This window comes from Enterobacter sp. MGH 16 (assembly GCF_000493175.1).
Taxonomy (GTDB): Bacteria; Pseudomonadota; Gammaproteobacteria; order Enterobacterales; family Enterobacteriaceae; genus Enterobacter; species Enterobacter roggenkampii.
The window spans coordinates 715,225-740,930 of the sequence record NZ_KI535695.1 but is presented as its reverse complement, the minus strand read 5'-3'; the positions used below and the strand labels follow the sequence as shown (position 1 = coordinate 740,930).

At 55.8% G+C, this 25,706-nt stretch carries 23 protein-coding genes; 12 read left to right on the top strand and 11 right to left on the bottom strand.

All coding sequences use genetic code 11. The features are described from left to right. Positions 1-21: 21 nt before the first annotated feature. Positions 22-684: a curli synthesis inhibitor gene (locus tag L362_RS19275; protein WP_008499921.1), complete on the top strand. Its 663-nt coding sequence runs from the start codon at positions 22-24 to the stop codon at positions 682-684. Positions 685-764: 80 nt separating this feature from the next. Further along, positions 765-1,223, top strand: coding sequence for a methylglyoxal synthase (gene mgsA / locus L362_RS19280; protein WP_008499922.1), 459 nt, complete (start codon positions 765-767; stop codon positions 1,221-1,223). Positions 1,224-1,282: 59 nt separating this feature from the next. Here the strand turns inward: mgsA and helD are convergent, their stop codons facing one another. Further along, positions 1,283-3,337 carry a DNA helicase IV gene (gene helD / locus L362_RS19285; RefSeq protein WP_023343702.1) on the bottom strand — a complete coding sequence of 685 codons (2,055 nt, stop codon included), beginning with the start codon at positions 3,335-3,337 and terminating at the stop codon, positions 1,283-1,285. A 123-nt stretch (positions 3,338-3,460) separates the two neighbouring features. Here helD and L362_RS19290 point away from each other — a divergent pair, with 123 nt between their 5' ends. Continuing rightward, positions 3,461-3,907, top strand: coding sequence for a YccF domain-containing protein (locus L362_RS19290; protein ID WP_023343701.1), 447 nt, complete (start codon positions 3,461-3,463; stop codon positions 3,905-3,907). Between the two features lie 19 nt (positions 3,908-3,926). Continuing rightward, a complete protein-coding gene (yccS, locus tag L362_RS19295; protein WP_023343700.1) occupies positions 3,927-6,089 on the top strand; it encodes a YccS family putative transporter in 2,163 nt (720 codons plus the stop codon). Here yccS and L362_RS19300 read toward each other — a convergent pair. Next, positions 6,046-6,672, bottom strand: a complete 627-nt coding sequence (locus L362_RS19300; protein ID WP_023343699.1) for a TfoX/Sxy family DNA transformation protein — start codon at positions 6,670-6,672, stop codon at positions 6,046-6,048. The two genes, yccS and L362_RS19300, sit on opposite strands and share 44 nt — an antisense overlap. A 217-nt stretch (positions 6,673-6,889) precedes the next feature. On the opposite strand from L362_RS19300, the gene sulA reads away from it, so the two are divergent. Together sulA and ompA are read left to right on the top strand one after the other, a co-directional pair. Beyond that, positions 6,890-7,399, top strand: coding sequence for an SOS-induced cell division inhibitor SulA (sulA, locus tag L362_RS19305; protein ID WP_032637628.1), 510 nt, complete (start codon positions 6,890-6,892; stop codon positions 7,397-7,399). A 354-nt stretch (positions 7,400-7,753) separates the two neighbouring features. Beyond that, entirely contained in the window at positions 7,754-8,809 is a 1,056-nt protein-coding gene (gene ompA, locus L362_RS19310) for a porin OmpA (RefSeq protein ID WP_008499928.1), read from the top strand. Between the two features lie 65 nt (positions 8,810-8,874). Here ompA and matP read toward each other — a convergent pair whose 3' ends face one another. Beyond that, positions 8,875-9,327: a macrodomain Ter protein MatP gene (matP, locus tag L362_RS19315; RefSeq protein WP_008499929.1), complete on the bottom strand. Its 453-nt coding sequence runs from the start codon at positions 9,325-9,327 to the stop codon at positions 8,875-8,877. Between the two features lie 186 nt (positions 9,328-9,513). Here matP and L362_RS19320 point away from each other — a divergent pair, with 186 nt between their 5' ends. Both L362_RS19320 and fabA read left to right on the top strand, forming a co-directional pair. Continuing rightward, positions 9,514-11,274, top strand: a complete 1,761-nt coding sequence (locus L362_RS19320) for an AAA family ATPase (RefSeq protein ID WP_023343697.1) — start codon at positions 9,514-9,516, stop codon at positions 11,272-11,274. Positions 11,275-11,342: 68 nt separating this feature from the next. Next, a complete protein-coding gene (fabA, locus tag L362_RS19325; RefSeq protein ID WP_008499931.1) occupies positions 11,343-11,861 on the top strand; it encodes a 3-hydroxyacyl-[acyl-carrier-protein] dehydratase FabA in 519 nt (172 codons plus the stop codon). Positions 11,862-11,931: 70 nt separating this feature from the next. On the opposite strand, the gene rmf is transcribed toward fabA, so the two are convergent. From rmf to rlmKL, 6 genes are all read right to left on the bottom strand, one after another. Further along, a complete protein-coding gene (gene rmf / locus L362_RS0122705; RefSeq protein WP_013097261.1) occupies positions 11,932-12,099 on the bottom strand; it encodes a ribosome modulation factor in 168 nt (55 codons plus the stop codon). A gap of 255 nt (positions 12,100-12,354) precedes the next feature. Then, positions 12,355-12,921 (bottom strand): membrane integrity-associated transporter subunit PqiC, encoded by a 567-nt coding sequence (pqiC, locus tag L362_RS19330; protein ID WP_008499932.1) that lies wholly within the window; start codon positions 12,919-12,921, stop codon positions 12,355-12,357. Then, the gene (pqiB, locus tag L362_RS19335; RefSeq protein WP_008499933.1) at positions 12,918-14,558 is read right to left on the bottom strand and encodes an intermembrane transport protein PqiB; all 1,641 of its coding nucleotides are present in this window, start codon (positions 14,556-14,558) and stop codon (positions 12,918-12,920) included. Before pqiB ends, pqiC begins: the two co-directional genes overlap by 4 nt. Positions 14,559-14,562: 4 nt before the next feature. Continuing rightward, a complete protein-coding gene (gene pqiA, locus L362_RS19340) occupies positions 14,563-15,816 on the bottom strand; it encodes a membrane integrity-associated transporter subunit PqiA (protein ID WP_008499934.1) in 1,254 nt (417 codons plus the stop codon). A 13-nt stretch (positions 15,817-15,829) separates the two neighbouring features. Beyond that, positions 15,830-17,737, bottom strand: a complete 1,908-nt coding sequence (locus tag L362_RS19345) for an ABC transporter ATP-binding protein (protein WP_008499935.1) — start codon at positions 17,735-17,737, stop codon at positions 15,830-15,832. Between the two features lie 12 nt (positions 17,738-17,749). Beyond that, entirely contained in the window at positions 17,750-19,858 is a 2,109-nt protein-coding gene (gene rlmKL / locus L362_RS19350) for a bifunctional 23S rRNA (guanine(2069)-N(7))-methyltransferase RlmK/23S rRNA (guanine(2445)-N(2))-methyltransferase RlmL (RefSeq protein ID WP_021240859.1), read from the bottom strand. Positions 19,859-19,956: 98 nt separating this feature from the next. Between rlmKL and L362_RS19355 the strand changes: the two genes are divergently transcribed. After that, entirely contained in the window at positions 19,957-21,066 is a 1,110-nt protein-coding gene (locus L362_RS19355; RefSeq protein WP_008499937.1) for a YcbX family protein, read from the top strand. On the opposite strand, the gene zapC is transcribed toward L362_RS19355, so the two are convergent. Beyond that, the gene (zapC, locus tag L362_RS19360) at positions 21,063-21,605 is read right to left on the bottom strand and encodes a cell division protein ZapC (RefSeq protein WP_021240861.1); all 543 of its coding nucleotides are present in this window, start codon (positions 21,603-21,605) and stop codon (positions 21,063-21,065) included. The two genes, L362_RS19355 and zapC, sit on opposite strands and share 4 nt — an antisense overlap. A 166-nt stretch (positions 21,606-21,771) precedes the next feature. Next, positions 21,772-22,782, bottom strand: coding sequence for a quinone-dependent dihydroorotate dehydrogenase (gene pyrD, locus L362_RS19365; RefSeq protein ID WP_008499939.1), 1,011 nt, complete (start codon positions 22,780-22,782; stop codon positions 21,772-21,774). A gap of 249 nt (positions 22,783-23,031) precedes the next feature. On the opposite strand from pyrD, the gene ssuE reads away from it, so the two are divergent. The 3 genes from ssuE to ssuD are packed head-to-tail and all read left to right on the top strand — an operon-like array spanning position 23,032 to position 25,704. After that, entirely contained in the window at positions 23,032-23,607 is a 576-nt protein-coding gene (gene ssuE, locus L362_RS19370; protein ID WP_008499940.1) for an NADPH-dependent FMN reductase, read from the top strand. After that, positions 23,600-24,562 carry a sulfonate ABC transporter substrate-binding protein gene (locus L362_RS19375; protein ID WP_023343696.1) on the top strand — a complete coding sequence of 321 codons (963 nt, stop codon included), beginning with the start codon at positions 23,600-23,602 and terminating at the stop codon, positions 24,560-24,562. Before ssuE ends, L362_RS19375 begins: the two co-directional genes overlap by 8 nt. Further along, positions 24,559-25,704 (top strand): FMNH2-dependent alkanesulfonate monooxygenase, encoded by a 1,146-nt coding sequence (gene ssuD / locus L362_RS19380; RefSeq protein ID WP_023343695.1) that lies wholly within the window; start codon positions 24,559-24,561, stop codon positions 25,702-25,704. Before L362_RS19375 ends, ssuD begins: the two co-directional genes overlap by 4 nt. Positions 25,705-25,706: the final 2 nt, after the last annotated feature.

Below are 25,706 nucleotides of genomic sequence, written 5' to 3'. Positions count from 1 at the left end.
GATTTCTGACGGGAGCCTTCTATGAAAACCGGTATTGCCACTGCTCTGATTGCGTTAGTGATGCCGGTCTGCGTTTTTGCGACCACGCTCCGGCTCTCTACCGATATTGATCTCCTGGTACTGGACGGAAAAAAGGTCTCCAGTTCGTTATTGCGCGGTGCGGACAGTATCGAGCTGGATAACGGACCGCATCAGCTGGTATTCCGAGTAGAAAAATCGATCGGTCTGGCCAATCACGAGCAACGGATGTACATCTCCCCGCCGCTGATCGTCAGCTTTAATACCCGACAAATCAGTCAGGTGAATATTACCCTGCCACGCCTTGAAACGGAGAAGGAATCAGCGGCCTTCGACGCGTCTCCCCGCATTGAACTGCTGGACGGGGATGCGATGCCGATTCCGGCGAAGCTGGATATTCTGGCGCTGACGACTTCACCGAAAGGTCCGGACTACGAGGCCGCGACGCAGACCTATAACAAAGCCGGTAAACGCGCGTCGCTTCCTCAGTTTGCCACCATGATGGCCGACGACAGTACGCTGCTTTCCGGCGTCTCTGAACTGGACGTCATTCCACCCCAGTCCCAGGCCCTGACGGAACAGCGCCTTAAATTCTGGTTCCAGCAGGCCGATGCCGACACGCGGGCCCGGTTTTTACAATGGGCAAAACAACAACCTTCATCATAAGCCACATTTTTTACGCCTTTCTCTTGCAGCGTTAGACGGTTCCCGTCATCGTGTAGGCAGTTAACCTGATGGATATGATTATGGAACTGACAACACGCACGCTCCCGGAACGCAAACACATTGCTCTGGTAGCGCACGATCACTGTAAACAAATGCTGCTTAACTGGGTTCGCCGCCATCAGTCTTTGCTGGAAAAGCACGCCCTGTCGGCGACCGGCACCACCGGTAACCTGATCCAGCGCGAAACGGGTCTGGAGGTAAACGCCATGCTGAGCGGCCCGATGGGCGGCGATCAGCAGGTCGGCGCACAGATTTCCGAAGGGAAAATTGATGTGCTGATCTTCTTCTGGGACCCGCTAAACGCGGTTCCGCACGACCCGGACGTCAAGGCCCTGCTGCGCCTGGCGACGGTGTGGAATATTCCGGTGGCGACAAACCTCTCGACGGCGGATTTCATCATCGAATCGCCGCAGTTTAACTCGCCGGTAGATATCCTTATTCCGGACTATCAGCGTTATCTTTCAGAGAGATTGAAGTAGCTTTTTTTGCCGGGTGGCGGCTACGCCTTACCCGGCCTACCCATCCTTACCCTTCGTCGTTATGGCTTCCTCGCCACCGGCACATCAATACTCTTCAAAATATCGACAAACACGGATGGATCCTCTTTATTGAACAGCAGCCACACGCGATGGCGCGCGCGGGTCATCGCCACATACAGCAAACGCCGCTCTTCGGCATCCGGAAAGTCTTCCGGCACCGGCAGCAGGGCCTGCTCCATGACCGACTCGCGGGCCGGGGCCGGGAAACCGTCGCTCCCCTCTTTCAGCCCCATGACAATCACATAGTCGGCCTGCTGCCCTTTGCTGGCGTGAATCGTCATAAATTCAAGCTGCAGCTTCGGCCAGCGGGTGGCCGCCTTTTCCAGCGCCTCGGGTTTGAGGTGATGGTATCGTGCCAGCACCAGGATACGTTCATCAGGCTTCGCGTAGCCGCTGAGCTTGTCCAGCAGCGGTTCCAGCTGGTCTTCCGCCAGCAGGGTCACGGCTTTTTTATCCCCTGCCCGCAGGCTATTGAGCGGCTTTGCCAGCTGATGCGGGTTCTGCTGGATAAAGCGGTTGGCGATTTCACCAATCCGTGAATTGAAGCGGTAGGTGGTGTCCAGATCGCTGCGATCGCCTTCGCCAAAATAGTCGTGGAATGCGGTCGTCAGCGAAAGCTGCGCCCCGCTGAAGCGATAGATGGCCTGCCAGTCGTCACCCACCGCAAACAGCGAAGTATGCTTATTTTGCGCCCGTAGCGCCGAAAGCAGCGCTGCGCGCTGCGGAGATATGTCCTGAAACTCATCCACCAGAATATGTTTCCACGGGCTGACAAAGCGCCCCTTCTCAAGAATGATGATGGCCTGGTGGATTAGGCCGGAAAAATCGACGGCATTTTCCGCTTTCAGCGCGGTTTTCCAGGCCTTCAGCAGCGGCGCCATCAGCTTGACCCGCTTCGAAAACAGATCGCGGATCGCCTCCGGCGCGCTTTCAATCATCTCTGCCTGCGTTCCGCCGTGCATTCGCATCAGGCTGACCCAGCGGTCAAGCCGTGAACCCAGCCGACGCGCCAGTTTGTCATCCTGCCAGAAGCTGCCCTCCGGCACGTCCCAGTCGAGCTCCTCCTCGAGCCACTGGCGCCACCCTTTCGCCTGCGCCTTTTTCTCACTGCACTGCTGGCGCCACGTTTTGATAAACAGCGCCTGGCGCGCCTGCGCGTCGTTTTCCAGCTTACTGATAGCAGGCACTTTTTTACTGCCCTGCTGAATAATATGCAGGGCAAGGGCATGGAAGGTTCTGGCCGTGATATCCCGGGTATGCAGACGTTCCTGGATCCGTTCGTCCATCTCCTGGGCCGCCTTGCGGCCAAAGGCCAGAAGCAGAATTTGATCGGCGACCGCTTCCCCGGTCGTCAGCAGCCAGCCGGCACGCGCGACCAGCACCGACGTTTTACCGCTACCGGCCCCCGCAAGAACCAGCAGCGACTGCTCGCCGTTGACCACCGCGCGCGCCTGAGCCGGATTAAGCGGAGAGGACTCCACCGTACTGAAAAAGTCGGCGTATTGGGTGAGCATGGCGTCCGTCCAGGCCTGGTTATGGGCGAGTCGGCTCTTATCCTTATCATTCAGCCAGGCCTGGCACTGGCGCCAGGCGTCGCGACAATTGTCAAACTCCTCAAGACGCGCCACGGATAACGGCAGCGCCGAGAGTGCCTGCCGGATTTTTTGCTGTAGCCCGGCGGTCTGCTGACGGGTGAGCCACGAATGCTGCGCGTTGCTTTGCGCGATATCGTCCAGCACCTTTTGAAGCACTCCGGCGGCAATCACGCTCATATCCTGACTCCACTGCTGCCAGAGCGCGTTCAGGTGATGATGGAAACGCTGGGTTTCTGCCCACTCGGTGCCGTGAAGACGCACGACTTTATCGTCAGGCAGTACGAACTCGAGTTCGCCCCACACCAGCCCGCGTTTGCAGTGGATAGCCAGAAGCTGATTAAACGGAATAAGGTATTCGTGGCGTTCTCCAGAGACTTTTACCCCGGCATTGAGGAGAACCACCCGGTCGTAAGGGTGTTGCGCCAGACGTTTGCCTAACGACGTTGCTTTCAGTTCCATGTTCCGCCAAATCCACGAAGAGATAATTTACCTGACAGTGTAACTGCCAGTTTTAAGGTGCTCCAGCCTAAAAAAACGTTACAATCATTGGGCGTTAATTTTATCGAAAGGAAGTGAGGGTTTATGCGTACCGTTCTGAATGTGTTGAATTTTGTGCTGGGCGGTTTTGCCACCACCCTTTCCTGGCTTTTTGCCACGCTGGTGAGCATCGTCCTGATTTTTACGCTCCCCCTGACTCGCTCCTGCTGGGAAATCACAAAACTCTCCTTCGTCCCCTACGGGAATGAAGCCATCCACGTTGACGAGCTGAATCCGGAGAACAAAAACGCCCTGATGAATACGGGGGGTACCCTGCTTAACATTCTGTGGCTGATTTTCTTCGGCTGGTGGCTCTGCATCATGCATATTTTTGCGGGTATTGCGCAGTGCATCACGATTATTGGTATTCCGGTGGGGATCGCGAACTTTAAGATCGCCGCTATCGCTCTTTGGCCCGTCGGGCGCAGGGTTGTTCCGGTCGAAGTGGCCCAGGCGGCGCGTGAAGCCAATGCGCGTCGTCGTTTTCAGTAACTAAGGACTGGCCGCGTTTATGCTAAGCCCACTGCTTCGCCGTTATACCTGGAACAGCACCTGGCTTTATAACGTCAGGATATTTATCGCACTTTGCGGCACGGTTGCCCTGCCCTGGTGGCTGAATGACGTCAAGCTCACCATCCCGCTCACGCTGGGCGTCGTGGCCGGGGCGCTGGCGGACCTGGACGATCGTCTGGCCGGGCGTTTACGCAACCTGGTCATCACGCTCGTCTGCTTTTTTATTGCGTCAGCGTCCGTTGAGTTACTTTTCCCCTGGCCCTGGCTGTTTGCCCTGGGTCTGACGCTCTCAACCAGCGGGTTTATTTTGCTGGGCGGCCTTGGGCAGCGCTATGCCACTATCGCGTTTGGCGCCCTGCTGATCGCCATCTATACCATGTTGGGCGCATCCCTCTACGACCAGTGGTACCAGCAGCCGGTTCTGCTGTTGCTCGGCGCCATCTGGTATAACCTGCTGACCTTAACCGGTCATCTGATCTTCCCTGTTCGTCCTCTGCAGGACAACCTTGCCCGCAGCTTTGAGCAGCTAGCCCACTATCTGGAACTGAAATCCCGGCTGTTCGACCCGGATATCGAGGAAGAAAGCCAGGCGCCGCTCTACGATCTGGCGCTGGCAAATGGTCAACTGGTCGCCACCCTTAACCAGACAAAAGCCTCTCTGCTGACCCGTCTGCGCGGCGATCGCGGTCAGCGCGGAACGCGAAGAACCTTACACTACTATTTTGCCGCCCAGGACATTCATGAACGCGCCAGCTCCTCGCACGTCCAGTATGCCGCCCTGCGCGAGAAGTTCCGCTACAGCGACGTGATGTTCCGCTTCCAGCGCCTGCTCTCCATGCAGTCCCAGGCGTGCCAGCAGCTCTCGCGCTCCATTCTGCTGCGCACACCCTATCAGCATGATCCACGTTTTGAACGCGTATTTAGCCATCTTGACGCAGCGCTCGACCGCGTTCAGGCCAGCGGAACGTCACCGGAACACATCAAAGCGCTGGGCTTTCTGCTGAACAACCTGCGGGCGATTGACGCACAGCTGGCGACCATTGAGTCCGAGCAGGCGATGGCGCTTCCGGGCAGTGAGGTCGACAATCAGCTTGCTGATGACAGCGTGCACAGTGTTAGCGATATGTGGCTACGCCTGAGCCGCAACTTTACCCCGGAGTCGGCTCTCTTCCGCCACGCGGTGAGAATGTCGCTGGTGCTGTGCGTGGGTTATGCCTTTATCCAGATAACCGGGCTGCATCATGGCTACTGGATCCTGCTGACCAGCCTGTTCGTCTGCCAGCCGAACTATAACGCCACCCGACACCGCCTGGCGCTGCGTATTATCGGCACGCTGGTCGGCGTCGCAATCGGCCTGCCGGTGCTTTATTTCGTGCCTTCCGTCGAAGGGCAGCTGATTCTGATCGTGATCACCGGCGTGCTGTTTTTCGCGTTTCGCAACGTGCAGTACGCCCATGCCACCATGTTCATCACGCTGCTGGTGCTGCTCTGCTTTAATCTGCTGGGTGAAGGGTTTGAAGTCGCCCTGCCACGCGTGATTGATACGCTGATTGGCTGCGCGATTGCCTGGGCCGCGGTCAGCTTTATCTGGCCGGACTGGCGTTTTCGCAATTTGCCGCGCGTGGTAGACAGGGCGATGAATGCCAACTGTCGTTACCTTGACGCAATTCTGGAGCAGTACCACCAGGGCCGCGATAACCGTCTGGCTTACCGGATAGCACGTCGCGACGCGCACAACAGTGATGCTGAACTGGCCTCCGTTGTCTCTAACATGTCAACGGAGCCGCGCGCCACGGCTGAGATTCGTGAGACAGCGTTCCGCCTGCTCTGCCTGAACCATACCTTCACCAGCTATATTTCGACGCTGGGGGCCCACCGCGAGAAGCTCACTAACCCGGCGGTTCTCAACCTCCTCGATGACGCCGTCTGCTATGTCGATGATGCGCTTCATCACCGCCCGGCCGATGAACCGCGCGTTCGACAGGCTCTGGATGAACTGGCTCAACGCATTGCGCATCTTGACCCGGGAAACGACAGCAAAGCGCCGCTGGTTCTTCAGCAGATAGGCCTGCTTATCGCTCTGCTGCCTGAAATTTGCCGGCTGCAACAGCACATCGCTACCTGGAGGAACGACTCTCCTGCGGCTCAGGCAGCGCATTAAACCACTCCGTCAGCTCCCGGCGGATACCTGCCGGGAGTGCCGCCTCATGCAGCCCTTCGATTGCCCCTTCCAGCGCAAAGAGCACTTTTATACTGAGTGCTTTATTCTTTGCCCGCATCTTCAGCCAGCTCGCTCTGGCGCCCAGCGCCCGCAGCGTTTCTTCATTGGTGATACCGGCTTCATAGAGCAAGACTTCAAGCTGAAAGGTCAGGTTCGGCAGATCCTTAAGACGGGTTCGTTGATGACGCTGGTAGCGCTCTTTCCTTGCCGCACTGAGTGCAAACGAGGAGAGCTGAAGCAACCGCTCCCTGTCCTGCCATAATCCGTCATCCACACGATAGTAGTTGAGCAGCACCGGGCGGCCTCGCTTCATCAACGTCAAGAAGGAGGAAGCATTTTTTACACAGTATTTTGCACTCTCTTCACACGCGCGAAGGTAAAGTTCGCCATCGGACACCATGGCAAAGACCGCATCATCCACTGCCAGGGTGTAACCGCCAAACAGCGCGCGATGATGAATCTCGCCCAACGGAGAGAGGTATTCCTGGGATTTATAAATCTGTTCATAAGATATCTTTTTCATGATGTTTCCCTTCAAAATCATAGGCTAACAACGAAATTTCTTACTAGCGGATCCGTTAGCAGGAAAATAGGCAACTTATCGTCGTTGAGCAAGATGATTTTTCGAGGGGCATCAAGATTGAATGAATTTTGCGAGTCGCTTTCCGAAAATGAGGTTGATCTTTGGGTATACAGGGGTTACTGTATATCCATACAGTAACTACAGGGCTGGAATGAATATGCACACTTCAGGCTATGCAAATCGCGCAATCTCTCTCTCTTCTGCTGCAGGCAATGTCGCGCAGAATTCCGTCGAGCGTGTTTCCACAGGGCTTATCAGTGAAGTGGTTTATCGTGAAGACCAGCCCTTGTTAACGCAACTTCTTTTACTGCCATTATTACAACAGCTCGGTCAGCAATCGCGCTGGCAGCTTTGGCTCACGCCTCAGCAAAAGCTGAGTCGCGAGTGGGTTCAATCCGCAGGCCTTCCGCTGACCAAGGTCATGCAGATTAATCAACTTTCGCCTTGCGATACCGTTGAGTCGATGATCCGCGCGTTACGCACAGGAAATTACAGCGTGGTGATTGGCTGGTTACCGGAAGAATTGACGGAAGAGGAACATTTCCGACTGACTGAAGCCGCTGAAGAAGGGAATGCGATCGGGTTCATTATGCGTCCGGTTCGATCGGATTCTTACCGCAGAGGACAACTTTCTGGGCTAAAAATTCACTCAAATTTGTATCATTGAGTGAAATTAAGATTTTTCCTGGAATTTTTTTTGACCGCAAGATGGGATTTTAGTTCCCGGCCTTAAAATTGCGGCAAGGCTTGTCTGGTGCGGTTCTCCTTAATTTTATTGCACAAAATTCGTTCAAAAAATGTTAAATAATCGGTATACGGAACTTTTTTTTTCATATGCCTGACGGACTTCACACTTGTAAGTTTTCAGCTACGTTGTAGACTTTACATCGCCAGGGGTGCTCGGCCTAAGCCGAAGATATCGGTAGATTTATATTTGACCACGCCCCCCGGTGAAGGATTTAACCGTGATTCTCTCTTGAGACTTTCATGGCGAATTTTGGATGATAACGAGGCGCAAAAAATGAAAAAGACAGCTATCGCGATTGCAGTGGCACTGGCTGGCTTCGCTACCGTAGCGCAGGCCGCTCCGAAAGATAATACCTGGTATGCAGGTGGTAAACTGGGCTGGTCTCAGTTCCACGACACCGGCTGGTACAACAGCAGCCTGAACAATGATGGCCCAACTCACGAGAGCCAGCTTGGTGCAGGTGCGTTCGGTGGCTATCAGGTTAACCCGTATGTTGGTTTTGAAATGGGTTACGACTGGTTAGGTCGTATGCCATACAAAGGCGACACCGTAAACGGCGCTTTCAAAGCACAGGGCGTTCAGCTGACCGCTAAACTGGGTTACCCAGTAACTGACGATCTGGACGTGTACACCCGTCTGGGCGGCATGGTATGGCGCGCTGACTCCAGCAACAGCATCGCTGGCGACGACCATGACACCGGTGTTTCCCCAGTATTCGCTGGTGGCGTTGAGTGGGCTATGACCCGTGACATCGCTACCCGTCTGGAATACCAGTGGGTTAACAACATCGGCGACGGCAACACCGTTGGTGTTCGTCCAGACAACGGCATGCTGAGCGTAGGTGTTTCCTACCGTTTCGGCCAGCAGGAAGAAGCAGCACCAGTTGTTGCTCCAGCGCCGGCTCCAGCTCCAGAAGTACAGACCAAGCACTTCACTCTGAAGTCTGACGTTCTGTTCAACTTCAACAAAGCGACTCTGAAACCAGAAGGCCAGCAGGCACTGGATCAGCTGTACACCCAGCTGAGCAACCTGGATCCTAAAGACGGTTCTGTAGTGGTTCTGGGCTTCACCGACCGTATCGGTTCTGACGCTTACAACCAGAAACTGTCTGAGAAACGTGCTCAGTCTGTTGTTGATTACCTGATCTCTAAAGGTATCCCAGCTAACAAGATCTCCCCACGTGGTATGGGCGAATCTAACCCAGTTACTGGCAACACCTGTGACAACGTGAAAGCTCGCGCTGCACTGATCGACTGCCTGGCTCCAGATCGTCGCGTAGAGATCGAAGTTAAAGGCATCAAAGACGTTGTAACTCAGCCAGCGGCATAAGTTATCGTCTTATAAAAAAACCCCGCAATGCGGGGTTTTTTATTGTCTGAAGAAAAGTAAAAAAACTACTTTTTACCCAACAGCGCCTGAAGGTCATTCTTCAGTGTCGACATCTGGTTGGCGTACTTCTCTTTATGTTCTGCATCCTCAATCAACTGCACGATGGTTTCCGACAGCGTTTTACCCCGTCGTTGTGCCAGCCCGGCCAGGCGCTGCCAGACAACAAATTCCAGGTCGATTGATTTTTTGCGAGTGTGCTGGTGCTCAGCATTAAAATGCCGTTTGCGTCGCGCGCGGATAGTTTGCTTCATCCGGTTTAACAACGCAGGATTAATGTGTTTCTCAATCCAGCCGTTGACCTGTACCGGTTCGTTTTCGAGGGTCAGCAAAATATCCACGGCTTCTTGCGCAGCGCTGGCTTCGATGTAGCAGGTGATCAGCTCCCCTTCACGGTGCTTTTTGACCAGGTACTTCCATTTCCAGCCGCTTTCGAGATTTTCCAGTTGTTGATATTTCATTGCGATCTCAGTGTTACCACGTAACTCTGTTCAGAATATCAGTTTTTTAGCAATCTGCTGAAAAGAAATCATATCCTGTGAGTGAATGCAGCCAATCACCTTGTCGAAATCCCCAATCCTGCTTGGGTAGAGCCCCCCGCTTACGGTATACTCCACGCTTTTACATCTGACTAAAAAACATCAACTTTGACCATTACGAAACTTGCATGGCGTGACCTTGTTCCGGATACCGAAAGTTATCAGGAACTGTTTGCACAGCCAGATCTCGCAAAAGAACACGAATTCATCCTTAGCGATACGCAGCCCCGTTTGCATTATGCGCTGGAGCAGGTATTAAGCCCCTGGGCAACTGCGCCTTTCATGCTGCTCAAAGCCCCGGAAGAAGCGGAATACCTGACGTTGTTCGGGGATGCCGTGCGTCAGCTAAAGCCGGAAGCGAACGCCGTTTTTGGCGGCCAGTATCGTATCGCTGGACATGATGTTACTTTCGAACCGGCGGCGCAGGCCGACGGCCTTTTTGCCGCTAAGGGCGAGGTGATTACCGCGAACTGGGTCGAGGCTGAACAACTCTTTGGTTGTCTGCGCCAGTTTAACGGCGAGCTTTCGCTGCAGCCTGGGCTGGTACATCGCGCAAATGGTGGTGTCCTGATCATCTCGCTGCGTACCCTGCTCTCGCAGCCGCTGCTGTGGATGCGTCTGAAAACCATCGTGCATCAGCAGCGTTTCGACTGGGTCGGCTACGATGAGTCTCGTCCTCTGCCTGTCTCGGTTCCGTCTATGCCGCTGTCATTAACCGTCGTGCTGACGGGCGACCGTGAATCGCTGGCAGACTTCCAGGAAATGGAGCCTGAACTGGCTGAACAGGCGGTGTATAGCGAATACGAAGACAATATCCAGATTGCCGATGCCGACGATATGGCGCAGTGGTGCCAGTGGGTGATGGCCGTTGCTGAACGTTTTGCACTGCCAACGCCTGCGGCTGACGCATGGCCAGGCCTGATCCGCGAAGCGGTGCGTTATACCGGTGACCAGGAAACGCTGCCACTCTGCCCGCTCTGGATCGGCAAACAGCTGCGTGAAGTGGGCGTGGTGAGCGGTAGCGGTGCGTTCACCGGGGAGCAGCTCACCCAGATGCTGGCTCAGCGTGAGTGGCGGGAAGGCTATCTTGCTGACCGTATGCAGGATGAAATTCTGCTGGAACAAATTCTGGTGGAAACCGAAGGCGAACGCGTCGGACAGATCAACGCCCTGTCGGTGATTGAATTCCCTGGCCATCCGCGCGCGTTCGGGGAGCCGTCCCGTATTAGCTGCGTTGTGCATATTGGCGATGGCGAGTTTACCGACATCGAACGCAAAGCCGAGCTGGGCGGAAACATTCACGCCAAAGGCATGATGATCATGCAGGCGTTTTTGATGTCTGAACTGCAGCTTGAGCAGCAGATCCCCTTCTCCGCCTCGCTGACGTTTGAGCAGTCCTACAGCGAAGTGGATGGCGATAGCGCCTCTATGGCTGAACTGTGTGCCTTAATCAGCGCCCTGGCGGAAGTGCCCATCAATCAGAACATCGCGATCACCGGTTCGGTGGATCAATTCGGTCGTGCGCAGCCTGTGGGTGGCCTCAACGAAAAAATTGAAGGCTTCTTCTCTATCTGTCAGCAGCGCGGTTTAAACGGCAAGCAGGGTGTGATTATTCCGGCTCCCAACGCACGCCATTTAAGCCTCAGCCAGGAGATTCTGGATGCGGTTGAACAAGAGCAGTTCGCTATCTGGGCCATCGAAGGGATTGAGGATGCACTACCCTTACTGACAAACCTGGTATGGGATGGCGAAGGGCAAACCACCCTGATGCAGACTATCCAGGAGCGCATTGCTCAGGCAACACAGCAGGATGCTCGTCACCGTTATCCATGGCCGTTACGCTGGCTGGGCTGGTTTAGTTCGAACTGATCGGACTTGTTCAGCGTACACGTGTTAGCTATCCTGCGTCCTTCACTAAAATAAGGCTTACTGAGAACATGGTAGATAAACGCGAATCCTATACAAAAGAAGATCTTCTTGCCTCTGGTCGCGGTGAACTGTTTGGCGCGAAAGGCCCACAGTTACCGGCCCCGAACATGCTGATGATGGACCGTGTCGTGAAAATGACCGAAACCGGCGGCAACTTCGATAAGGGTTACGTAGAAGCAGAACTCGATATCAACCCGGACCTGTGGTTCTTCGGCTGCCACTTTATTGGCGATCCGGTAATGCCTGGCTGTCTGGGTCTGGATGCCATGTGGCAGCTGGTTGGCTTCTATCTGGGCTGGCTGGGTGGTGAAGGTAAAGGCCGCGCGCTGGGCGTAGGCGAAGTAAAATTCACCGGCCAGGTTCTGCCTACGGCGAAGAAAGTGACCTATCGTATTCACTTCAAGCGCATCGTTAACCGCCGCCTGATTATGGGCCTGGCAGATGGCGAAGTGCTGGTAGACGGTCGTCTGATCTATAGCGCAAGCGACCTGAAGGTTGGCCTGTTCCAGGACACGTCCGCGTTCTGATCGTGCTTTCGCACCTCCAGAAAGGCGAAACCTCCGCATTGCGGAGGTTTCTTTTTTGAAAGAGACGTTATCAGGCTATGAGTGCCCTGTCGCCGATGGCTTCTCGCCAGCCTCCAAGCCATTGTGACCTTTGATTTATCGTCTGATAAGGACACATTTCTTTAGAACGTCCAGCGATGCCGGCCTGATAACCACGTTGATGAGCCCGTTCCAGGCGATCTCGTTTCTGTCTCTTCATGCCTCGTTTCCCTCATTCTTTTGTCTGGTGGAAAGAAAACAGTGTCTGCACTATCTGCACAGGCACAGATAACGAATACCCCGAATTAGTCGCATCGTCAATGTTCAAAATTCATACGGGTGTCATATTTGTGAGCTAGCTGGAAGTTCATTTGTACAAAAATTGTGACGTGGCACAAGTAACAACCTGAGTTGAAAACGAAAAAAAACCGCAATCAGCGACAGACCGATTGCGGTTTCTGATGATGAATTTTACTTATGGCAGCCGGGAAATCTCTCTCGCGATACTGGCCGACTCCTGCGCCCATCCCTGAGCCAGGACTTTCACCATTTCGTCATAGCCATCTTTCTGCTGCTTCAGCTCCAGATGGAAAGGACGCTTAATCAGCTGCCCCTGATGGTTCAGCAACCACTCCCCGCTGATGACCACCGCACCGTCATAACGGCCGTGGAAGCCCGTTACGGTGACGTTCAGCGTATCCTGATCGTTACCCAGCGGCTGCGATGCGACTACCCACCCCGGAAGCTGGCTGCCCAGATTGGCCACCAGCGTGTTGCGCAGCTGCTGATCCAGCGGGCTGGCCCACAGGTTGTTGGTTGCAATCACGTATTTCACGTCGCTGGTCTGATAGACCACGCCGTTTCCTGCCAGATAATCCGGCACGGCGACTTGCTCAACCCACAGCTGGCGGTTTCCCTGACTGGCCGTGCTTTGCCCACCGCTGTGGGTTGCCACAGGCAGCTGATAATAGCTTTTATTATCTCCCCCTGAACTGCACGCCGTTAACAGCAGAGCGCCAACCATCAATAGCCATTTTTTCATTCTTTTGCCCTCTTCGGCTCAGGATCCTTTTTATCTTTCGCTTCGAACACCAGCGCATTGCTCTTCTCGTTGAGCGTTTTCAGCACCGGCTGCAGTTCACGCAGGACCTGATCAAGACGCTGCATATCTGCCACCATCTTGTTATAGGCCGCTGATCCCGGCTGGAAGCCCTGCATACTGCGGTTCAGCTCACGCAGCGTTTTCTGCATGTCCTGCGGCAGCTGCTGCATGCTCTGGCTCGCCGTAATCTTGTTGATGTTATCCAGCGTGGTTTGCAGACGGCGCATCGTTGCCTGGCTTTCGCTCAGCGAGTTTGTTGCCGCTTCAATCATCGGATTCAGTGGCAGATTGTTGATCTTATCCAGCGTCTCCATCAGACGCTGCTGGATCTGCGCCAGACCGCTGCTCACCGTTGGGATGATCTTGTAGCCACCGAATTCACGGATACCGGTAATCGGCGGTGCTTTCGGGTAGAAGTCCATATCCACATACAGCGCACCGGTTACCAGGTTGCCGGTTTTCAGCGACCCGCGCAGACCGCGTTCCATCAGCTGGGTGATATGAGTCGCGATATCCTGATTTTCACCAATCTGATTAAGCAGACGCTCTGGTTCAATGCGGATCAGTACCGGAATGCGGTAATCATCATCCAGCACCTGCTGAAGGCCCGGAACGAAGAACGGCACTTGCCCAACCGTACCGAGACGAATGCCGCGGAACTCAACAGGCGCCCCCGGCTGCAGGCCGCGAACGGAGTCTTTAAAGAACATCAGGAAGTCAACGTGATCGGTATAGAGCGCATCCTGAATGCTTTTTTGATCGTCAAAGAGACGGAAAGCGGTGTTCTCTGCGACCGGCTGCCCTAAATCCAGGCCCTCCGGCACGTCAAAGCTCACGCCGCCACCAAACAGCGTGGTCAGCGAACCCATTTCAACGCGCATGCCTGCCGAAGTCAGATCTACCGCGATCCCGCTGTCTTTCCAGAAGCGGACGTTGCTGGTGACCAGGCGATCGTTTGGCGCATTAATGAAGAGCTGATAGCTGATCGCGCGTTTCTGTGGATCAAACGTGCTTTTCTCAACCGAACCGACGCGGTAGCCGCGGAACAGAACCGGGTCGCCCGCCGTGAGCTGACCCGCTTTTTTGCTGTCGAGGATCACGCGGATGCCCTTGGCATCAGGCGGTGCTAGCGGCGGTGAATCCAGAAGCTGGTATTGGGCCGGCTGGTTACCCTTAGCGCCCGGCTGCAGCTCAATGTAGGCACCCGAGAGCAGCGTCCCCAGGCCGCTGATCCCTTCACGCCCCACCTGCGGCTTAACGACCCAGAAAACGGAATCGCCGTGCAGCAGTTTTTCCATGCCGGCATTCAGGCGCGCCTTAATTTCCACATGGGTTAAATCGTCGGTCAGGGTTGCGCTTTCCACCACGCCCACATCCACGCTACGGCTTTTGATGGTCGTTTTACCGCCCTCAATCCCCTCGGCATTGGTGGTTATCAGCGTCACTTCCGGCCCCTGATGGCTGTAATGATAAAACAGGATCCAGGCACCGATCAGCGCAGTCACGATGGGAAAAATCCACACCGGAGACCAGTTTTTGACCTTCTGCACTTTCGCCTCTCCACTCTTATTTTCCATGCTCTTACTCTTCCTCATGGCTTGATTCAGGCTCACGATCCCACGATAAACGAGGGTCGAAGGTCATGGCCGCAAACATGGTCATGATCACGACCAGTGCAAACATTAAAGCCCCCATCGCAGGATAAATACTCATCAAACCGCCCATCCGCACCAGCGCAGAGAGAACGGCGATGACAAACACGTCAATCATTGACCAGCGTCCGACAAACTCGACCACTTCATAAATCAGGTGCATGCGTTCGCTGTCGCGTTTCCCATGACCTTTCGCATCCCAACAGAGCCAGGCGATGGCGATCATTTTTAAGGTGGGCACCATAATACTGGCGATAAAGATGACGCCAGCGACCGGATAGGAACCTTCACCCCAGAGCAGTATCACCCCGGCCAGGATCGTCGAGGGCATTTTGTCGCCGAGCAAATCGGTGATCATGATTGGCAGAATATTGGCTGGCAGATACAGCATGACGGACGTGACCAGCAGCGCCATCGTCCACTGCAGGCTATTTTTACGGCGTACGTGCCCCTTTGTTTCGCAGCGCGGACAAACGTCGAGATCGGCGGGCAGCACGGCGGTGCAGCACGGGCAGGAACGCAGCCCCTGACGAATGCCGGGCACGCCGACCTTCACCGTCTGCGCAAGCGTCGGTGCCGGGGCGATATCATCCCACGCCCAGCGTCTGTCCACGCACTGGAAAGCGCGCAGCTGCAGGACGCAGTACAGACACCAGGGAATAAAGCTGCTGCCAATCCCCACGTCGCCGTACGCCATCAGCTTCACGAAACTGACCAGGATCCCCGCCAGAAAGATCTCCGCCATCCCCCAGCTTTTGAGCTGAAACAGAATACGCGCAAGTCGGATTTTCAGCGGTGCCGGCATCCTGACGCGGTTCACCAGCAAAAGGATGACGACCAGGCAAAAAGCCGGGACTATCTGGACAAACAGGAGAAAGAAGGTCCCCAGGCTGGCGTAATCTTCCGAGAACATCACGCCCGGGATTTCAAGCAGATCCACCTGACTGGTGATCCCCCCCACCTTCATATAGATGAAGGGGAAGAGATTAGAGAGCAGCAGCATGAACAGTGCTGCCAGCGCGTAAGCAGTGGGACGCTGCCGCGGCGCGTCCCACTCGGTTGTCAACGTCGCGCCACAGCGTGGACACAGGGCTTTATGTCCGTGACCAAGCTCTGGCAACGCCACGAGCATATCGCATTGCGAGCATAAAATATGCCTGTCGGCATGGTGCTGGTCACACATATGTTATCCCTGTTTATGCGCCGTTTTTCAGAGACTCAAGGTACTCCCAGCGCTCAAAGGCGTCTTCCAGGGCTTTTTCAGCCGCGGACATTTCAGCCAATACTTTCTGAGTATAGTCATGCGATTGGGTAAAGAATGACGCATCAGCAACCTGTTTTTGCAGATCCTCAAGCGCAGCCTCCAGCTCTTCAAGACGCTGCGGCAGCCCCTCCAGTTCGCGCTGCAGGTTATAGCTTAGTTTAGCCGAGGTTTTCTTGACAGTTTCTGCTTTTGTTACAGCAGGTTCAGAACTTATTTTGGACTTTGACTGCTTCGTCGCCAGCGACTGTGCCTGCTGCCCTTTTGCATCGTGATAACCGCCGACATATTGACCAATTCGCCCTTCACCTTCGAAGATCCAGCACTCGGTCACGGTGTTGTCAACGAACTGACGATCGTGGCTGACCAGCATCACGGTACCCTGATAACCGTCAATCAGCTCTTCCAGCAGTTCCAGCGTTTCGACATCCAGATCGTTGGTCGGTTCATCGAGGATCAGCAGGTTGCTTGGCTTCAGGAACAGGCGCGCCAGCAGAAGACGGTTGCGCTCACCGCCCGACAGCGCGCGCACCGGCGTCATGGCGCGCTTCGGATGGAACAGGAAATCCTGCAGGTAACCCAGCACGTGGCGCGGCTTGCCGTTCACCATCACTTCCTGCTTGCCTTCGGCGAGGTTGTCCATCACCGTACGGTCCGGATCCAGCTCCGCGCGATGCTGGTCGAAGTAGGCGACCTCCAGCTTGGTCCCGCAGTGAATGCGGCCGCTGTCGGCCTGCAGCTGGCCGAGCATCAGTTTCAGCAGCGTGGTTTTACCGCAGCCGTTCGGGCCAATCAGGGCGATTTTGTCGCCGCGCTGAACCTGTGCCGAGAAGTCTTTCACCAGCACTTTACCGTCAACCTGATAGTTAACGTTTTCCATTTCAAAGACAATCTTGCCGGAACGGGACGCCTCTTCCACCTGCATTTTGGCGCTGCCCATCACTTCACGGCGTTCGCTGCGCTCGCGACGCATCGCCTTCAGGGCGCGCACGCGGCCTTCGTTACGGGTACGGCGGGCTTTGATGCCCTGGCGGATCCAGACTTCTTCCTGCGCCAGCTTGCGGTCAAACTCCGCATTCTGCAGCTCTTCCACGCGCAGGTTTTCTTCTTTCTCCAGCAGATAGGTGTCGTAATCGCCGGGATAGGTCACCAGCTTGCCGCGGTCGAGGTCGACAATACGCGTCGCCATATTGCGAATAAACGAACGGTCGTGCGAGATAAAGATGATGGTGCCGCTGAAGGTTTTCAGGAAGCCTTCCAGCCAGTCGATCGCCTCGATATCCAGGTGGTTCGTCGGTTCGTCCAGCAGCAGCACCTTCGGCCCGCTAACCAGCGCGCGGCCAAGAGCCGCTTTACGCAGCCAGCCGCCGGAGAGCGCCGACAGCTCCATGTCGGGTTCCAGCCCGAGCTGCGCCAGCACTTCATTAATGCGGTTTTCAAGCTGCCACAGACCGTGGTGATCGAGCATCTCCTGCACTTTTGCCAGTTCGTTGAGGTTTTTGTCGCTCGGATCGGTCATCACCAGATGCGAAATCTCGTGATAGCGCTTCAGGTATTCAGCCTGCTCGGAGATCCCTTCCGCCACGAAATCGTACACGCTGCCGGTCACGTGACGCGGTGGATCCTGCTGCAGGCGGGAGACAATCAGATCCTGTTCGTAAACAATGCGCCCGTCATCCAGGCCCTGTTCGCGGTTAAGGATTTTCATCAGCGTGGATTTACCCGCGCCGTTACGGCCCACCAGACAGACGCGCTCGTTATCTTCGATGTGCAGCTCTGCATTGTCGAGAAGCGGTGAGTCGCTGAAAGAGAGCCACGCGCCGTGCATACTAATTAAAGACATTTATTTTTCCTTTCAGACCGCGGTAATCAACCAGCAGTTATGGATTTGACGGTTACGGGCAAAGTCCTGAGACAGCGTTTTTTGGCTGATTTCTTGTGCTTTCAGTCCCAGGGCTGCTAAGCCGTCATGATCCATACGGAAGCCGCGTTTGTTGTTCGAGAACATAATGGTGCCGCCTTTACGCAGCAGGCGCTTCAGGTCGGTCATCAGGCGCAGGTGATCGCGTTGAACGTCAAAGCTATCTTCCATACGCTTGGAGTTGGAGAAGGTCGGCGGATCGATAAAGATCAGGTCGAACTGCTCGTCGGTGTCGCGCAGCCAGCCCAGCACGTCAGCCTGCATCAGGCGATGCTGACGCCCGGTTAAGCCGTTAAGACGCAGGTTGCGCTCCGCCCACTCCAGATAGGTGCGGGACATGTCCACCGTGGTGGTGCTGCGCGCGCCGCCCAGACCAGCATGCACGCTGGCGCTGCCGGTATAGGAGAAGAGATTCAGGAAGTCCTTGCCCTTGCTCATCTGGCCCAGCATGCGGCGGGCGATACGGTGGTCGAGGAACAGGCCGGTATCCAGATAGTCGGTCAGGTTGACCCACAGGCGGGCGTTATATTCGCCCACTTCGATAAAGTCGCCCTTCTCGCCCATCTTCTGGTACTGATTTTTACCTTTCTGACGTTCGCGGGTTTTCAGCACCAGCTTGTTTGGCGCAATACCCAGCACGGCGATGGTGGCGGCAATAACGTCCAGCATGCGCTGACGCGCTTTTTGCGCATCAATGGTTTTCGGCGGCGCATATTCCTGAATCACCACCCAGTCCGCGTAGCGGTCAACCGCCACGTTGTACTCCGGCAGGTCGGCATCATACAGGCGGTAGCATTCAATGCCCTCCTGCTTCGCCCACTTCTCAAATTTCTTCAGGTTCTTGCGCAGACGGTTAGCGTAATCTTCCGCCACGCCGGACGGCTTACTGTCGGCCGCCTTCTCCGCCAGATGGTAGTTTTTCTGCACGCAGTCCAGCGGGCCGTTTTTCGCCTTAAACTGGCGGTCGGCGCGCAGCTGCAGGCAGCTCAGCAGTTCCGGCGAGGCGCTGAACAGAGACAGGTTCCAGCCGCCGAAGTGGTCCTTCATGTTGCGGCCCAGCAGGCTGTGCAGGGCAATCAACGCCGGTTCGCTGTCGAGACGTTCGCCGTATGGCGGGTTGCTGATCACCGTACCGTACGGGCCTTTTGGCAGCGGGTTGGTCAGGTTCGCCACGTCTTTCACTTCGAAGGTGACCAGCTCGCCGATACCGGCACGGCGGGCGTTGCTGCGCGCGCGCTCAATGACGCGAGGGTCGCTATCGGAGCCGTAGAAATGAGAGGTATATTCCGCCAGCCCCTTACGTGCGCGGGTCTGCGCGTCATCTTTGACTTCTTTCCAGAGCGCTTCATCGTGCTGCGCCCAGCCTTTGAAGCCCCACTGGCCGCGGTGCAGCCCCGGGGCGCGGTCGGTGGCCAGCATGGCCGCTTCAATCAGCAGGGTACCGGAACCGCACATCGGGTCGAGCAGCGGCGTGCCCGGCTGCCAGCCGGAGCGCATTACGATGGCGGCAGCCAGCGTTTCTTTGATCGGCGCCATACCGGTGCGATCGCGGTAGCCGCGCAGGTGCAGGCCCGCACCGCTCAGATCGAGAGAGATACTCGCCGTGTCGCCGTTCAGCCAGACGTTAATACGCAGATCCGGGTTTTCACGATCGACGTTCGGACGTTCCTTATTTTTACGCGTAAAGCAGTCCACAATGGCGTCTTTTACGCGCAGGGCACCGTACTGGCTGTTGCGGATCTCGTCGTTCACGCCGTTGAAATGCACCGCAAAGGTGGCATTCGGGGTGAAGATCTCTGTCCAGTCGATCATCTGTACGCCGGTGTAGAGGTCAAGGTCGCTATAAACCTTGCACTCCTTCATCGGCAGCATGATGCGCGACGCCAGGCGGCTCCACATCAGGCTCTGGTAAATAAGCCGCGTGTCGCCCTCAAAATGGACACCACCCTGAACCACCTGACACTCTTGTGCGCCCAGGCTTTCCAGTTCAGTTTTTAACAGCTCTTCCAGCCCACGGGCCGTACTGGCAAACAGAGAATTCATATCGTCACTTTTACTCTTAGAAAATTGTCGCGCATTATAGCTAATATGGCGTGTATGTCATAAAGTTGAAGGCTTATTTTCATTCGAGGGAGTGTGCAGTGGCGACGTTATCCAGGCTTTTTATTCATCCGGTGAAATCCATGCGCGGCATCGGCGTCTCTCACGCGCTGGCCGACATGAGCGGATTCGCCTTCGATCGAATTTTTATGGTCACCGAGCCTGACGGTACGTTTATTACCGCACGCCAGTTCCCTCAGATGGTTCGCTTTACCCCTTCCCCGCTTCACGACGGTTTGCATCTTACCGCGCCGGACGGTTCCAGCGCGGTGATTCGCTTCGCTGATTTTGCGCCCGTCGATGCGCCAACGGAAGTGTGGGGAAACCATTTTACCGCGCGCATCGCCCCGGATGAGATTAACCGCTGGCTGAGCGGCTTCTTCTCCCGCGACGTGCAGCTGCGCTGGGTTGGGCCTGAACTGACGCGTCGCGTAAAGCGCCACGACGCCGTTCCCCTCTCCTTCGCCGATGGCTTCCCGTTCCTGCTGACGAACGAAGCCTCGCTGCGTGATTTACAAGGCCGCTGCAAAGCCAGCGTGCAGATGGAACAGTTTCGACCGAATTTGGTCGTCACCGGCGCGGATGCCTGGGATGAAGATACCTGGAAAGTGATCCGCATCGGCAGCGTCATTTTTGACGTTGTGAAGCCGTGCAGCCGCTGCATTTTCACGACGGTGAGCCCGGAGAAAGGCCAGAAGCATCCTTCCGGCGAACCGTTGAAAACCCTGCAATCATTCCGCACCGCGCAGGATAATGGCGATGTCGATTTCGGCCAGAACCTGATCCCACGCTCCAGCGGCGCGATCCGCGTCGGCGATGAGGTCGAAATTCTTGCTCGTGGGCCAGCGAGAGTGTACGGCTCGGGTCAGGAGGAGGAGTTTGTCGACGTTGAGACGAACGTCGCCTCTGCGGTAGATATTCACTGGCAGGGCAACGTCATCCGGGGTAACAACCAGCAGGTACTGCTTGAGCAGCTGGAACAAGCGGGGATCCGCATACCCTATTCCTGCCGCGCGGGCATTTGCGGATGCTGTCGTATCAGACTGGTGGATGGCGAAGTGAGTGCGTTGAAAAAGTCGGCAATTGGAAATGACGGCACAATTCTGTGCTGTAGCTGCGTCCCGAAAACGTCCGTACAGCTGGAAGCTTAAACCGCCTGCTCGAGGCTGAAGGCATCCACGCGAAGCTGGGGCTTCAGCCTGTCGTTCATGACCTTAATGGCATCCCCGAGCTGCATCGTCCGCCCGGCAATCGTCACGCCAGGCTGGGCCAGCAGGCAGAGCGCGGCATTTTCGCCTGGCTCTACCACCAGCAGGCTCACCTCTTCTGCGGTATCGCTCAGGTTGACGCTGGCCGCATCGCCCGTTGCCGGGGTCCAGTTCATGCCGTGCGGCAGGAAATGCCAGCTCTTTGGCATTTGCGGCTTCAGGAAACGGATAGCCACCAGCGCATTTAATACCAGCTCGGCGCGCTGCTCTTTCGAGAGCATCAGATCGCGACATTTTTCCTCAAAGGAGAAATAAAGCGCAGCGTCATCAACGCAAAAGCCTGACGGGGAAAAAGCGTCCGGGGTTAACATTCGGCGGGCAAAACGAGAGCGAAACAACATGCCATTGGCTAAGTCGAGCATCATTCGGTCATGCTCGTCGCAAAAATACCAGCGCCAGTTATCGTCAGGTTTAATTCGCATGTTTCTCTCCCGTCCCCGAAACGTCCTGTACTAAAAATGTCCTGTTTGCCGCTTCGTTTATAACACCATTAATAAAAGACTATAATGTCTAAATAAGCAACAGTGACGGAATATAAAACAACCAGGGCTGGAAATAAAGCCCCGGTTGTCTGATTACGAGAAAAGATTAGATATGCGTAACGATTTCTTTAATCAGCGGCGGTCCTTTAAAAATAAAGCCGGAATAGATTTGCACCAGTGACGCACCCGCCGCCATCTTCTCACGCGCAGCAATCACGGAGTCAATGCCGCCGACGCCAATAATCGGCAGGCGGCCATTTAATTCCGCAGACAGGGCACGAATAATTTCGGTGCTTTTTAATTGCACCGGACGGCCACTTAACCCACCCGCTTCGTCACAGTTTTTCATTCCCTGCACGAGGGAACGATCGAGCGTGGTATTGGTCGCAATTACACCATCAATATTATGGCGAACCAAACTGTCGGCAACCTGGATCAATTCTTCGGCAGAAAGATCCGGGGCGATCTTAACCGCGACCGGAACATATTTGTGGTGGATCGCCTGGAGTTCATTTTGCTTATTTTTAATGGCACTCAGAAGATCGTCCAGCGCTTCACCATATTGTAAGGATCGCAGGCCCGGGGTATTGGGTGAGGAAATATTCACCGCAATATAACCGGCATAGGCGTAGACTTTTTCCATACAAATCAGATAGTCATCTTTACCCTGCTCGACCGGCGTGTCTTTATTTTTGCCGATATTGATGCCCAGTATTCCGTCAAAGTGGGCTTTTTTTACGTTCTCGACCAGGTGATCAACACCGTGGTTATTGAAGCCCATGCGGTTGATCAGCCCTTCGGCTTCCACCAGTCGGAACAGGCGCGGTTTGTCATTTCCCGGCTGCGGGCGCGGGGTGACGGTACCGATTTCAATGGAGCCAAAGCCCATCGCGCCCAGGGCATCAATGCACTCGCCATTTTTGTCCAGACCGGCCGCCAGACCCAGCGGATTTTTAAAAGTCAGCCCCATGCACTGCACAGGTTTTACCGGCACATGCTGGCGCACCAGCGCGGCCAGAGGCGTGCCGGTAATACGACGTAATTGCTGGAATGTAAATTCATGAGCGCGCTCAGGGTCGAGCTGGAAAAGGGCTTTACGAACGAAGGGGTAGTACATGAACTCTCCTGGATTCCCGGTGTGCAAACCGGGAGGGGATTATGGGCGATCCCATCGCGAAAGGGAATTGACCTGCGGCAAAAAAAACCGCGTAAAACGCAATCGTTTACCTCCCCGTCCATTTGTTATGCACTTTTTTGCATTTTAATTGCAGATAAATCATTTAGTGGAATAAACGCGCGGTGTCACACTCCTTAAAATTGTTATGAATGTTAGATAAAAGCAAACAATTAGTTATAAGGAGAAAGTATGCGCGTCATTACCCTGGCCGGAAGTCCACGATTCCCTTCGCGCTCCAGCGCCCTGCTGGAATATGCCCGTGAAAAACTGAATGCTCTGGATGTGGAAGTGTGCCACTGGAACCTGCATAACTTCGAACCTGAAGATTTGCTCTACGCCCGTTTCGACAGCCCCGCGCTGAAAACCCTCATTGAGCAACTTAACGGCGCGGACGGCCTGATCGTAGCAACGCCCATCTATAAGGCCTCCTTTTCCGGGGCCCTGAAAACCCTGCTCGATCTGCTTCCGGAACGCGCGCTGGACGGCAAGGTGGTGCTGCCGCTGGCAACGGGCGGTACGGTTGCCCATTTACTGGCCGTGGATTATGCCCTGAAGCCGGTGCTGAACGCGTTGAAAGCGCAGGAGATCCTCCACGGCGTTTTCGCCGATGACTCGCAGGTCATCGACTATCAACACAAACCCCACTTTACGCCTAACCTGCAAACCCGCCTCGATAACGCTCTGGAAACGTTCTGGCATGCCCTTCACCGAAGAGATATCCAGGCCCCGGCGTTTGGTCAGCCTCAAGGAGTCGCACATGTTTAAAACGTTAACCCGCATCGGACTGGCCGGTTTGATGGCGCTTACCTCGCTGGCCCATGCCGCAGAAACGGCTCCGGAAAGTTTACGCATCGGGTATCAGAAAGGCAGCGTCAGCATGGTGCTGGCAAAAAGCCACCAGCTTCTGGAAAAACGCTTCCCGGACACCAAATTCTCCTGGGTGGAGTTCCCGGCCGGCCCGCAGATGCTGGAGGCCCTTAACGTAGGCAGTATCGACCTCGGCAGCACGGGCGATATTCCGCCGATATTTGCCCAGGCGGCGGGAGCGGACCTCGTCTATGTAGGCGTTGAGCCGCCCAAACCGAAGGCCGAGGTGATCCTGGTGCCTGAAAACAGCGATATCAAAAGTGTCGCCGATCTCAAAGGCCATAAGGTCGCATTCCAGAAAGGTTCCAGCTCACACAACCTGTTGCTGCGTGCCCTGCAAGAGGCCGGGCTCAAGTTCACTGACATTCAGCCTGTTTACCTGACTCCCGCTGACGCGCGCGCCGCGTTCCAGCAGAAGAACGTTGATGCCTGGGCCATCTGGGATCCGTACTACTCCGCCGCATTACTGCAGGGCGGCGTTCGCGTGCTGAAAGACGGTACCACGCTGAAGCAGACCGGCTCGTTCTATCTGGCCGCGCGCCCTTATGCGGAAAAGAACGGCGCATTTATTCAGGGCGTGCTGGATACCTTTACCCAGGCCGATGCCCTGACTCAGAGCCAACGTCAGGAGAGCATTGCCCTGCTGGCGAAAACCATGGGCTTACCTGAGCCGGTGATCGCGAGCTATCTCAACCACCGTCCGCCGACCACCATTACGCCGGTGGACGCACACGTCGCCGCACTTCAGCAACAAACGGCTGACCTCTTCTATCAAAACCGCCTGGTTCCAAAACAGGTCACTATTCGCGAACGCATCTGGCAACCCGCAGGCAAAGAAGGAGCTAAATCATGAGTCTGAATCTTTTCTGGTTTTTACCCACCCACGGTGATGGACACTATCTTGGCACAGAAGAGGGTTCACGCCCGGTTGACCATGGCTACCTGCAGCAGATTGCACAGGCGGCGGACCGAATCGGCTTCACCGGCGTGCTGATCCCAACCGGACGCTCATGTGAAGATGCCTGGCTGGTCGCCGCGTCGATGATCCCGGTTACACAGCGCCTGAAGTTCCTTGTCGCGTTACGCCCGAGCGTCGTCTCCCCTACCGTGGCGGCACGTCAGGCGGCCACGCTGGACAGGCTGTCCAACGGCCGCGCCCTGTTTAACCTGGTGACGGGCAGCGATCCGCAGGAGCTGGCGGGCGACGGCGTGTTCCTCGACCATACCGAACGCTATGAGGCCTCCGCCGAGTTCACCCGCGTCTGGCGACGCCTGCTGGAAGGGGAAACCGTCACCTTTGAAGGTAAGCATATTCACGTTCGCGACGCGAAGCTCTACTTCCCGCCGGTGCAGCAGCCGCGCCCGCCGCTCTATTTTGGCGGGTCGTCGGATGTAGCCCAGGATCTGGCGGCGGAGCAGGTCGACCTCTATCTGACCTGGGGCGAACCGCCTGAGCTGGTGAAAGAAAAAATCGCTCAGGTTCGCGCGAAAGCGGCCGCCCATGGCCGCAAGGTGCGCTTCGGTATCCGCCTGCACGTGATTGTGCGCGAAACCAATGAAGAAGCCTGGCAGGCCGCTGACCGCCTGATTTCCCATCTGGACGACGAGACCATCGCAAAGGCGCAGGCCGCGTTTGCCAAAACCGACTCCGTCGGGCAGCACCGGATGGCGTCCCTGCACAACGGCAAGCGCGAGAATCTGGAGATCAGCCCGAACCTGTGGGCGGGCGTCGGCCTGGTGCGCGGCGGTGCGGGTACGGCGCTGGTCGGCGACGGCCCGACCGTGGCCGCGCGCATCAATGAATACGCCGAACTGGGCATCGACAGCTTTATTCTCTCCGGTTATCCGCACCTGGAAGAGGCGTACAAGGTCGGCGAGCTGTTGTTCCCGCATCTTGATGTCGCCATTCCGGAGGTTCCGCAGCCGCAGCAGCTCCAGCTGCAGGACGAAGCCGTGGCAAACGAGTTTATTCCACGCAAAGCCGCACAGAGCTAAGG

Excerpts from the sequence above, each read along its gene's own strand:
- yccS (WP_023343700.1), top strand. The coding sequence starts at position 3,927 with ATGCTAAGCCCACTGCTTCGCCGTTATACCTGGAACAGCACCTGGCTT.
- matP (WP_008499929.1), bottom strand. The coding sequence starts at position 9,327 with ATGAAATATCAACAACTGGAAAATCTCGAAAGCGGCTGGAAATGGAAG.
- L362_RS19275 (WP_008499921.1), top strand. The coding sequence starts at position 22 with ATGAAAACCGGTATTGCCACTGCTCTGATTGCGTTAGTGATGCCGGTC.
- sulA (WP_032637628.1), top strand. The coding sequence starts at position 6,890 with ATGCACACTTCAGGCTATGCAAATCGCGCAATCTCTCTCTCTTCTGCT.
- pqiC (WP_008499932.1), bottom strand. The coding sequence starts at position 12,921 with ATGAAAAAATGGCTATTGATGGTTGGCGCTCTGCTGTTAACGGCGTGC.
- pqiA (WP_008499934.1), bottom strand. The coding sequence starts at position 15,816 with ATGTGTGACCAGCACCATGCCGACAGGCATATTTTATGCTCGCAATGC.
- ssuE (WP_008499940.1), top strand. The coding sequence starts at position 23,032 with ATGCGCGTCATTACCCTGGCCGGAAGTCCACGATTCCCTTCGCGCTCC.
- L362_RS19375 (WP_023343696.1), top strand. The coding sequence starts at position 23,600 with ATGTTTAAAACGTTAACCCGCATCGGACTGGCCGGTTTGATGGCGCTT.
- pqiB (WP_008499933.1), bottom strand. The coding sequence starts at position 14,558 with ATGGAAAATAAGAGTGGAGAGGCGAAAGTGCAGAAGGTCAAAAACTGG.
- helD (WP_023343702.1), bottom strand. The coding sequence starts at position 3,337 with ATGGAACTGAAAGCAACGTCGTTAGGCAAACGTCTGGCGCAACACCCT.
- rmf (WP_013097261.1), bottom strand. The coding sequence starts at position 12,099 with ATGAAGAGACAGAAACGAGATCGCCTGGAACGGGCTCATCAACGTGGT.
- L362_RS19300 (WP_023343699.1), bottom strand. The coding sequence starts at position 6,672 with ATGAAAAAGATATCTTATGAACAGATTTATAAATCCCAGGAATACCTC.
- fabA (WP_008499931.1), top strand. The coding sequence starts at position 11,343 with ATGGTAGATAAACGCGAATCCTATACAAAAGAAGATCTTCTTGCCTCT.
- ompA (WP_008499928.1), top strand. The coding sequence starts at position 7,754 with ATGAAAAAGACAGCTATCGCGATTGCAGTGGCACTGGCTGGCTTCGCT.
- zapC (WP_021240861.1), bottom strand. The coding sequence starts at position 21,605 with ATGCGAATTAAACCTGACGATAACTGGCGCTGGTATTTTTGCGACGAG.
- L362_RS19345 (WP_008499935.1), bottom strand. The coding sequence starts at position 17,737 with ATGTCTTTAATTAGTATGCACGGCGCGTGGCTCTCTTTCAGCGACTCA.
- pyrD (WP_008499939.1), bottom strand. The coding sequence starts at position 22,782 with ATGTACTACCCCTTCGTTCGTAAAGCCCTTTTCCAGCTCGACCCTGAG.
- mgsA (WP_008499922.1), top strand. The coding sequence starts at position 765 with ATGGAACTGACAACACGCACGCTCCCGGAACGCAAACACATTGCTCTG.
- ssuD (WP_023343695.1), top strand. The coding sequence starts at position 24,559 with ATGAGTCTGAATCTTTTCTGGTTTTTACCCACCCACGGTGATGGACAC.
- rlmKL (WP_021240859.1), bottom strand. The coding sequence starts at position 19,858 with ATGAATTCTCTGTTTGCCAGTACGGCCCGTGGGCTGGAAGAGCTGTTA.
- L362_RS19290 (WP_023343701.1), top strand. The coding sequence starts at position 3,461 with ATGCGTACCGTTCTGAATGTGTTGAATTTTGTGCTGGGCGGTTTTGCC.